The sequence below is a fragment of the Bradyrhizobium sp. genome, from assembly GCF_049691595.1.
Classification (GTDB): Bacteria; Pseudomonadota; Alphaproteobacteria; order Rhizobiales; family Xanthobacteraceae; genus Bradyrhizobium.
The window spans coordinates 1-9151 of sequence record NZ_JBAVNZ010000201.1; the positions used below are offsets into that span (position 1 = coordinate 1).

At 64.2% G+C, this 9151-nt stretch carries 9 protein-coding genes, 1 tRNA gene and 1 other RNA gene; 8 read left to right on the plus strand and 3 right to left on the minus strand.

Annotated elements, in window-relative coordinates:
- Nucleotides 1-291: 291 nt before the first annotated feature.
- Nucleotides 292-365, plus strand: a tRNA-Gly gene (locus tag WCE35_RS09255).
- Nucleotides 366-401: 36 nt separating this feature from the next.
- Nucleotides 402-762, plus strand: a transfer-messenger RNA (tmRNA) gene (ssrA, locus tag WCE35_RS09260).
- Between the two features lie 52 nt (nucleotides 763-814).
- Here ssrA and WCE35_RS09265 read toward each other — a convergent pair.
- Nucleotides 815-1165, minus strand: a complete 351-nt coding sequence (locus WCE35_RS09265) for a RidA family protein (RefSeq protein WP_424593043.1) — start codon at nucleotides 1163-1165, stop codon at nucleotides 815-817.
- A gap of 74 nt (nucleotides 1166-1239) precedes the next feature.
- A complete protein-coding gene (locus tag WCE35_RS09270) occupies nucleotides 1240-2898 on the minus strand; it encodes an FAD-binding dehydrogenase (RefSeq protein WP_424593044.1) in 1659 nt (552 codons plus the stop codon).
- Between the two features lie 288 nt (nucleotides 2899-3186).
- Between WCE35_RS09270 and WCE35_RS09275 the strand changes: the two genes are divergently transcribed.
- The 6 genes from WCE35_RS09275 to WCE35_RS09300 all read left to right on the plus strand — a co-directional run bounded on the left by WCE35_RS09275 (nucleotide 3187) and on the right by WCE35_RS09300 (nucleotide 8328).
- On the plus strand, nucleotides 3187-3657 hold the full coding sequence (locus WCE35_RS09275) for a hypothetical protein (RefSeq protein ID WP_424593051.1): 471 nt from the start codon (nucleotides 3187-3189) through the stop codon (nucleotides 3655-3657).
- 167 nt (nucleotides 3658-3824) lie between these two features.
- Nucleotides 3825-3983 (plus strand): hypothetical protein, encoded by a 159-nt coding sequence (locus tag WCE35_RS09280; protein ID WP_424593045.1) that lies wholly within the window; start codon nucleotides 3825-3827, stop codon nucleotides 3981-3983.
- Nucleotides 3984-4005: 22 nt separating this feature from the next.
- Nucleotides 4006-4596, plus strand: coding sequence for an SCO family protein (locus WCE35_RS09285; RefSeq protein WP_424593046.1), 591 nt, complete (start codon nucleotides 4006-4008; stop codon nucleotides 4594-4596).
- A 93-nt stretch (nucleotides 4597-4689) separates the two neighbouring features.
- Nucleotides 4690-5610, plus strand: a complete 921-nt coding sequence (locus WCE35_RS09290; protein ID WP_424593047.1) for a transporter substrate-binding domain-containing protein — start codon at nucleotides 4690-4692, stop codon at nucleotides 5608-5610.
- A gap of 150 nt (nucleotides 5611-5760) precedes the next feature.
- Entirely contained in the window at nucleotides 5761-7401 is a 1641-nt protein-coding gene (locus WCE35_RS09295) for a lysine--tRNA ligase (protein WP_424593048.1), read from the plus strand.
- Nucleotides 7402-7545: 144 nt separating this feature from the next.
- On the plus strand, nucleotides 7546-8328 hold the full coding sequence (locus WCE35_RS09300) for a class II aldolase/adducin family protein (protein WP_424593049.1): 783 nt from the start codon (nucleotides 7546-7548) through the stop codon (nucleotides 8326-8328).
- Nucleotides 8329-8340: 12 nt separating this feature from the next.
- Here WCE35_RS09300 and WCE35_RS09305 read toward each other — a convergent pair whose 3' ends face one another.
- Nucleotides 8341-8994, minus strand: coding sequence for a S24 family peptidase (locus WCE35_RS09305; protein ID WP_424593050.1), 654 nt, complete (start codon nucleotides 8992-8994; stop codon nucleotides 8341-8343).
- Nucleotides 8995-9151 lie beyond the last annotated feature (157 nt).

Sequence of the window (9151 nt, forward strand, 5' to 3'; positions counted from 1 at the left end):
GGCACGATCTCGTCAACAAGGCTGGCACACGTTTGCGACGGCACGAAATTTCAACAGTTGGGCGGCACCCCAATCTATTTATCCCAAAACTGATGTTCGTTGACCGTGGGCGAGGAGAATAGACCCTTGCGGATCATCCGCTGCCGGGCGCATCGACTTGCTCTTCGCTAGACCGCCCGGCCCAAACGATTTGAACGCGACATTTCGAATGCTATAAGACCGCTGGGGCAAGCAGCCGTCCACACGATGGCCACATAATTCGGGGTCCAATACCATCTAAGTTATTGATTTGCGGGCGTAGTTCAATGGCAGAACGGCAGCTTCCCAAGCTGCATACGAGGGTTCGATTCCCTTCGCCCGCTCCACCCTTCACGCCGCCATTAATCTCTCCGGCAACCACTGGCCTATCTTTCCCCCTCGATCGCGCGTACAGTCCCTTCGTCGCAAGACGATGGCGCTGAAACTCTGAGCGGACTGCGGGCAGACCCGGGGGCAGTACCCGGCGCCTCCACCCTAGCAGCTTGAGCTTAAAGGTCTCATTTGCGTGAGATCGATTTTGCCGGAAGGCAAGATCCCTGGGCTGCTACGGCGGGGGCGAAACAGGATCGATGGTCGCGAAGAAGCTTTGAATTGTGCCCGGCATGATACCGCCGTTATCGGGTCAAAAACCTAAATGCAAACGATAACGTTGCATTGAACGACGTGCGCCTCGCGGCGTAACTGTTCGGGGTAGGTCCACCTGGCAACAGAACGGCCATCGCCGCGTCAGCCTTCGGGCTGGCGCGGCTTTATTTTGCGGTCGCCTGCGGGAAAATTACTTCGCCGCGACCACCATAATCTCGACGCTGTATGGCGCCGCCGCCAGTTTGGCCTCGACGGTAGCGCGCGCCGGCGTGTTGCCCGCCGAAACCCAGCCGTCCCACACCGCGTTCATCTCCTGGAAATTTTTCATGTCGGTGAGATAGATCGTCGCCGTCAACAGTTTCGATTTGTCGCTTCCGGCTTTGGCGAGATGGCCGTCGATGATCGCGAGCACCTCCTGCGTCTGCCTGGTCACGCTTTCGCCGGCCGCCTTGTTGGCCACGACACCCGCCAGATAGACGGTGTTGCCGTGGATGACGACCTGGCTCATGCGCGGCCCGGTTTCAAAACGCTGGATGGTCATGCTGCTCTCCCGATGGATGTGGCCGACTACTTAGCGCGCCGGCGCGCGATCGGCCACTGCCGGCTGTCGATTTCCTATCCCGCCGCCTTCGCCGCCGCCCGTCCGGCGTTTCGCCCGGAAAACAGGCAGCCGCCGAGGAAGGTGCCTTCCAGCGAGCGATAGCCGTGCACGCCGCCGCCGCCGAAGCCCGCCGCTTCGCCGGCCGCATAAAGCCCCCGGATGATCTGGCCGTGCTGGCCGAACACGCGCGAATCCAGATCGGTCTCGAAGCCGCCGAGCGTCTTGCGGGTCAGGATGTTGAGTTTTACCGCGATCAGGGGCCCGTGTTCGGGATCGAGAATGCGGTGCGGTTTTGCGGTGCGGATCAGGCGGTCGCCGATATAGCGGCGCGCATTGTGGATGTTCATCACCTGCGCGTCCTTGACGTAAGGGTTCGCCATCTCGCGGTCGCGCGCCTCGATCTGGGCCCTGATGTGCTCGAGCTTCAGCAGGTCGTCGCCGGCGAGCGAATTCATCGCGCTGACGAGGTCGGCGAGGTTGTCGCGCACGATGAAATCCGCGCCGTGCTGCTTGAACGCTTCCACCGGCGCCGGCGCGCCCTTGTTGGTGGCGCGCTTGATCGTCAGGCGCCAGCTTTTCCCCGTGAGGTCGGGGTTCTGTTCGGAGCCGGAGAGCGCGAATTCCTTCTTGATGATGCTCTGGGTCAGCACGAACCAGGAATAACCATGGCCGGTGCCCATGATGTAATGGAGCTGGCCGAGCGTGTCGGAGCCCGGAAACAGCGGCGCCGGCAGCCGCGTGCCCGACGCGTCGAACCACATCGAAGACGGGCCGGGGAGGACGCGGATGCCGTGGCGCGGCCAGATCGGCGACCAGTTGCGGATGCCCTCGACGTAATGCCACATCCGGTCGCGGTTGATCAGCCGGGCGCCGGCGGCCTCGGTGATGCCGATCATGCGGCCGTCGACATGTTCGGGCACGCCGGAGATCATGAATTTCGGCGGCTCGCCGAGCCGCTTCGGCCAGTTCTGCCGGACCAGATCGTGATTGCCGCCGATGCCGCCGGAGGCGACGATCACGGCCTGGGCGCGCAGGCTGAAGTCGCCGACGATGTTGCGCGAGCTGCGGTGGCCGCGCTCGACATTGTCAGGTTCGAGGATCGTGCCGCTGACGCCATCGGCGGTGCCGGCCGTGATCGAGAGCGCATCGACACGGTGACGGAACTTGAAGGTCAGCCGGCCGCTGCTTTGCGCCTCGCGCGCCCGCCGCTCGAACGGCTCGACGATGCCGGGGCCGGTGCCCCAGGTGACGTGAAAACGCGGCACCGAATTGCCGTGGCCCATCGCATCATAGCCGCCGCGCTCGGCCCAGCCGACCACGGGAAAGATCCGATGCCCCATGGCGCGCAGCCAGCCGCGCTTCTCGCCCGCCGCGAACGCGACATAGGCTTCCGCCCAGCGTCGCGGCCAAAGGTCTTCGTCGCGGTCGAAGCCGGCGGCGCCCATCCAGTCCTGCAGCGCGAGTTCAAAACTGTCCTTGACGCCGAGCCGGCGCTGTTCGGGGCTGTCCACCAGGAACAGGCCGCCGAGCGACCAGAACGCCTGTCCGCCGAGGCTTTGCTCGCCCTCCTGGTCGACGACGACGACCCGCTTTCCGGCGTCGGCGATTTCGGTGGCCGCGACCAGCCCCGCCAGTCCGCCCCCGACCACGATTACGTCCGCGTCATCCGCCATCGTGTCCTCCAGAAATCGCGTTTGATACAAGACGCGTGATCCATCGCGGTCAACGGCAAATGGCGCTTGCCTGTGGCGTGCGTGCATCAGGCGATATCGGCAACTTGTTCCAGTTTGGGACCGTTTCGGCCGCCGGGTGCAGCGCCGTTGCAACACTTGATTTGAATTTGTTTCGAGCAGCCTCGCCCGCCTAGACAAATTTACCGTCCCGCAACACGCTGGCGATCGGGTGTTGCATCACGCAAGATGATCAGATTCGGGTCGACGGTTTTGGACTGGGGCTGGGATATGAAGCTGGTGACGGGGTTGCTCGCGGCGGTTCTGCTGGTGGCGGGGGTCGCGAGGAGCGACGCCGTGGTCAGGATCGCGGATGATCGCGGCGGCCGGATCGGCACCTATGTCGACAAATATCAGGGCCTGCGCACATCGGGGGAAACGATCATCATCGACGGCCTGTGCGCCTCGGCCTGCACCATCGTGCTCGGCGCGGTTCCCCATGACCGGATCTGCGTGACCTCGCACGCCAATCTCGGCTTCCACGCCGCCTGGGATGTCGGCGCCGATGGCCGCGCCGTCACCAATCCCGAAGCCACCCAGATGCTGTATTCGATGTACCCCTCGGCGGTGCGGCGCTGGATCGCGTCGCGGGGCGGCCTGACCCCGCGGATGATCTTCCTGCGCGGCAAGCAACTGCAGGCGATTTACAAGCCCTGCTATCTCGACGCCCAGGCGTCCGCCAACAAGCCGGACTCGCGCTGATCCGCTTTGGGGTTTCCCTCCGCATGACGTGATCGGCCGTGCATCCATGGCGCTTGCCCGGCCGTGGAACTGGCCCTATCTGAGCGGTACGGTCCGGCCGACCGTATTTCGGTCGCCGTTTCATCAGATGGTCGCGCATGGCTCAGCCGATTTCCCGGCACGGAACGATGGCCGCCCGGCCCCAGGGCAGGGTGGCGTCGGCGATCGTGTGGGGCGCAGCCAGCCTTGGCGCCGTGACGCTGCTCGGCGCGGCCGCGCTCTGGCTCCACTATGGAACCGCGGTGTTCTTCGAGATGATCGCCGCCGGCATCTCGACCTGCTTCTGATCCGGACATAAGGAATCTCATGATGGACCGGACCACCCGCCCGCTGGTGATTTTCGCAGCCTTTGCCGGCAGCCTCGCGGTCGGGCTGGTGCTGATGCTGTGGGCGATGGGCGGCCTGCGCAGCTTAAGCGCGCCGGCTGCGATCGGCGGACCGTTCCAGTTGACCGACCAGGCCGGCCAGACCGTAACCGAGAACAATCTCAAGGGCCGCCCGACGCTGATCTTCTTCGGCTTCACCCATTGCCCCGACGTCTGCCCGACCTCGCTGTTCGAGATTTCGGAAGTGCTGAAGGCGATGGGCCAGGATGCCGATCGCGTGAACGCCTATTTCGTCTCGGTCGATCCGGAGCGCGACACCGCGACGGCGATGAAGGATTATCTTTCCAGCTTCGATCCGCATCTGAAGGGGCTGACCGGCGACCCCGAGGCGGTGGCGAAGGTGATCTCGGCCTATCGCGTCTATGCCAAAAAAGTCCCGCTGAAGGATGGCGACTACACCATGGATCACACCGCGCTGGTCTATCTGATGGATCGCGACGGCCGGTTCGTCGCGCCCTTCAATCTCAAACGGACGCCGGAGCAGGCCGCGGCCGATCTGAAGCGGTATCTCTGACCTCTATTGATCCGGTCGAATGGACGCATACGGCCCTCGCATCATCAGCCCGATGGTCTATAAGGCCGTCCAATTCCCAAGAAATCGCCGGCAATGCCAAACCAGACCGCCTTTTCGCCCAGCCTCAGCGCGCTTCGAACCGTCCGCATCTCATTGGCCGGATTGTCGATCGGCGCTGCGCTGGCAGTCGTCCCCTCCGGCTATGTGGCGCAGGCGCAAACCTTGCCCCGGCCGGCCCTCGAGGCGGCGCCCCAGGCCGTGCCGGGCTTCTGGGATCCGAGGCGTCGCCCGGACCGGCCTGACCTGTCGCGTGTTACGGTGATCCGCTTCCTGACCGAGACCGATTATCCGCCGTTCAACTTTACCGGCCCCGACGGCAATCCGGCCGGCTTCAACGTCGATCTGGCGCGGGCGCTTTGCGACGAGATCAAGGCCACCTGCACCATCCAGATGCGCCGGTTCGAGACCCTGATCGATGCGATCACGAGCAACCGCGGCGACGCCATCATCGCCTCGCTGGCAGTGACGCCGCAATTGCGCGCCCGGGTCGATTTCACCGATCCCTACTACCGTGCACCGGCCCGCTTCGTGTCGCGGCGCGACGCCGTGATGCCGGAAGTCCGCCCCGAATATCTCGAGGGCAAGAAGATCGGGGTGGTCGCCGGCACCTCGCACGAGGCCTATTTGAAGGCGATGTTCACCGACGCCGAAATCCGTTCCTACGCCAATGACGACGCGGCGCGGCTGGCGCTCAGACGCGGCGAGGTCGACTTCATTTTCGGCGATGCGATCTCGCTGGCGTTCTGGATCAACGGCACCGATTCCGGTGAGTGCTGCGCCTTCTCGGGCGGGCCGTTCGTCGAGAGCCGGTATTTTGGCGAAGGCGTCGGCATCGCCGTCCGCAAGGGCAACGACCTGTTGCGGCAGTCGCTGAACTGGGCGCTGTTCCGGCTCTGGGAAAAAGGCCGCTACACCGATCTGTGGCTGCGCTATTTTTCCATCAGCCCGTTTTAAGGGGCGCAATCCCTTCCCGTCATTGCGAGGAGCACTTGCGACGAAGCAATCCATTCTTCCTTTGTGGCCCCATGGATTGCTTCGCTTCGCTCGCAATGACGGCTATATTGCGAACCGGCCAGTTTCCGTGGCCGCGGAGTCTCTTACCTGATGTCCACGATCGACCTTGCCCCCAGCCCTGGCGATTTGCGCGCGCTTGCCGAACAATCCAGCGCCTGGCCGTTCGAGCAGGCCAAGGCGATCGTGGCGCGGCTGAAGAAAAAGCCGAAGGATGAGGTGCTGTTTTCGACCGGCTATGGCCCGTCGGGCCTGCCGCATATCGGCACTTTCGGCGAGGTCGCGCGCACCACCATGGTGCGCCATGCCTTTCGGGTGCTGACCGAGGACCGGATCAGGACCCGCCTGATCGCGTTCTCCGACGACATGGATGGCCTGCGCAAGGTGCCGGACAACGTGCCGAACAAGGACATGCTGGAAGCCCATCTGGGCCAGCCGCTGACGCGGGTGCCCGATCCGTTCGGCACCCATTCGAGTTTTGGCGCGCACAACAATGCCCGGCTGCGCGCGTTTCTCGACACGTTCGGTTTCGACTACGAGTTCGCGAGTTCGACTGATTACTACACGTCGGGCAAATTCGACGCCGCCTTGCTGCGCGTGCTGGAGCGGATCGACGCCGTGATGGCGATCATGCTGCCCAGCTTGCGCGAAGAGCGCGCCGCGAGCTATTCGCCGTTTTTGCCGATCTGCCCGCGCACCGGCATGGTGCTGTATGTGCCGATCGTCGAGCACGACGTGAAGGCTGGAACCGTCTCCTACGACGATCCCGAGACCAAAGCGCGCGTCACGCTGCCGGTCACCGGCGGCCACTGCAAGCTGCAGTGGAAGCCGGACTGGGCGATGCGCTGGTTCGCGCTCGGCGTCGATTATGAAATGGCCGGCAAGGATCTGATCGATTCAGTGAAGCTTTCCGGCAAGATCTGCGCGGCGCTCGGCGGCACGCCGCCGGAAGGATTCAATTACGAGCTGTTCCTCGACGACAAGGGCCAGAAGATTTCGAAGTCCAGGGGCAACGGGCTCACCATCGACGAGTGGCTGCGCTATGCCTCGCCGGAATCGCTGTCGCTGTTCATGTACCGCGAGCCGAAATCGGCGAAGCGGCTGTATTTCGACGTGATCCCGCGCAATGTCGACGACTACCAGCAATTCCTCGAGGGCTTTCCGCGCCAGGATGCGAAGCAGCAGCTCGCCAATCCGGTCTGGCATATCCACGCCGGCAATCCGCCCAGCGCCGACATGCCGGTGACGTTTCAAATGTTGCTGACGCTGGTGTCGTCGTCGAACGCGGAGAATGCCGCGACGTTGTGGGGCTTCATCGCCCGCTATCGCCCGGGCGTCACGCCGCGGACGCATCCGAAGCTCGACGCCATGGTCGGCTACGCCATCAATTATTATCGCGACTTCGTGGCCCCGACCAAAAAGTTCCGTGATCCCACCGACAGCGAGCGCGCCGCGCTGCAGGATTTGCGCGACGCGCTGTCGAACATGCCGCCGGCCGCGACGGCCGAGGACATCCAGAACGTGGTCTACGAGATCGGCCGCCGCGAGCCGTTCCTCGATCCTGTGAAAAAGGGCAAGGACGGCCGGCCCGGCGTCTCGCTCGACTGGTTCAACATGCTCTACCAGGTCCTGCTCGGCCAGGAAAAAGGCCCGCGCTTCGGCTCCTTCGTCGCGGTCTACGGGCTTTCGAACGCGGTGGCGATGATCGACGGCGCGCTGGCACGATCGGCGTAGGGCTACGCATCTGCGGCCGCGAACCGCAAATCGGAATGGGAGGTCCGCTGCAATTTCAGCGGTGGCCGCTCCAAATTGCGCTACAATGCTGCAAGAATGATCCAAGCCCCGGCCGAGGGGCAGGCCATATCGGGAGGGATGCTCATGCAGTTCAGGGTTTCGCCGAATACGCTTGGCGAGAGCAGCGCCGAGGAATGGCAGGCGCGGGTCGATCTCGCGGCGGCGCATCGCCTTGCCTTCAACCAGGGTTTCAGCGAGGGCATTTTCAACCATTTGACCCTGGTGGTGCCGGGCCGCGGCGACCGCTACTACCAGATCCCGTTCGGGATGCATTGGTCCGAGGTGACGGCCTCCTCCTTCATGGAAGTCGGCATCGATGACGGCGAGGTCAAGCGCGGCGAGGGCGATGTGGAGCGCTCCTGCTTCTGCATCCATGCGCCGATCCACAAGGCGCTGCCGCAGGCCAAGGCGGTGTTCCATACCCACATGCCCTATGCGAGCGCGCTGACGCGGCTCGAAGACCCGCGCATCAAGGAGATCGGCCAGACCGAGGTGGGTCTTTCCGGCGCCATCGCCTATGACGACGAATATGCCGGTCCGGCGCTCGACCCGGCCGAGGGCGCGCGGCTCGCCAGGGTGATCGGCGACAAGACGGTGCTGTTCATGGCCAATCACGGCATCTCCACGGTCGGCCAAACCGTCGCCGAGGCCTATGACAAGCTCTATTACACCGAGCGTGCCGCGCAGGTGCAGATCTACGCGATGTGGACGGGGCAGAAGCTGAAGCAGCTCCCGGCGCCGGTGGTCGAGAAGACCAGGCGCGATTACATGGACGATCATTTGTACAAGGGGCCGACCCCGGCGCAGCGGCATTTCGACGCCTTGAAGCGCATGCTCGACCGCAAGGAGCCGGACTACGCGACATGAGGGCGTGCCGCTTTACTGGCTCGCCCACACGATGCGCGCGATCCACTCGACATCGTCGGCCGCCAGCACGCGGTCGGGATGGGCGGGGTTGAGCGATTGCAGTTCGAGCGTCTTCGCGGTGCGGCGTTTCAGTTCCTTGACCATGACCTCGCCGCCGGTGGTGCGCACCACCACGCGATCGCCGCGCCGGATCGGCGTACCCGGCGACACCACGATGACGTCGCCGTCGCGATAGGCCGGCCTCATCGAATCGCCTGAAATCTCCAGCGCGTAGGCGTGCTCGTCATTGGTCGACGGCAACGTCACCTCATCCCAGCCCTTGCCGGCCGGAAAACCGCTGTCGTCGAAATAGCCGCCGGCGCCGGCCTGGGCGAAGCCGAGCAGCGGCACCGACTGCGCGCCGCGCGCGCCATCGCCGATCAACTGCACGAAGGTGTTGATCGAAGCGTTGGTGGCGGCGAGCGCCTTGGCGACCGATTCGGTCGAGGGCCAGCGTTCGCGGCCGTCGGGCGTGATGCGTTTGGACTTGTTGAAGGTGGTGGGGTCGAGCCCGGCGCGCTTGGCCAGTCCGGACGGCGATAGCCCGGCGCGTTCCGCAAGCCGGTCGAGCGCGGTCCAGATCTGGCCGTGGGTCAATGCGCGCGGCGATTTGGGCTGTCTGGCCATCGAAAAATCCCGGAGTTGCTAGGAATTATTACCTGAGTGCGCCGATTTACGCAAATCCGCCGGCTGCGCCCGGCGCGGCGGCGCTTGAGTTGGGGGCAAGGCGCCGATACGGTCAGCCGCTGGCCTTTCGGATTTTCGGGAAAAATCCCAGGAGACT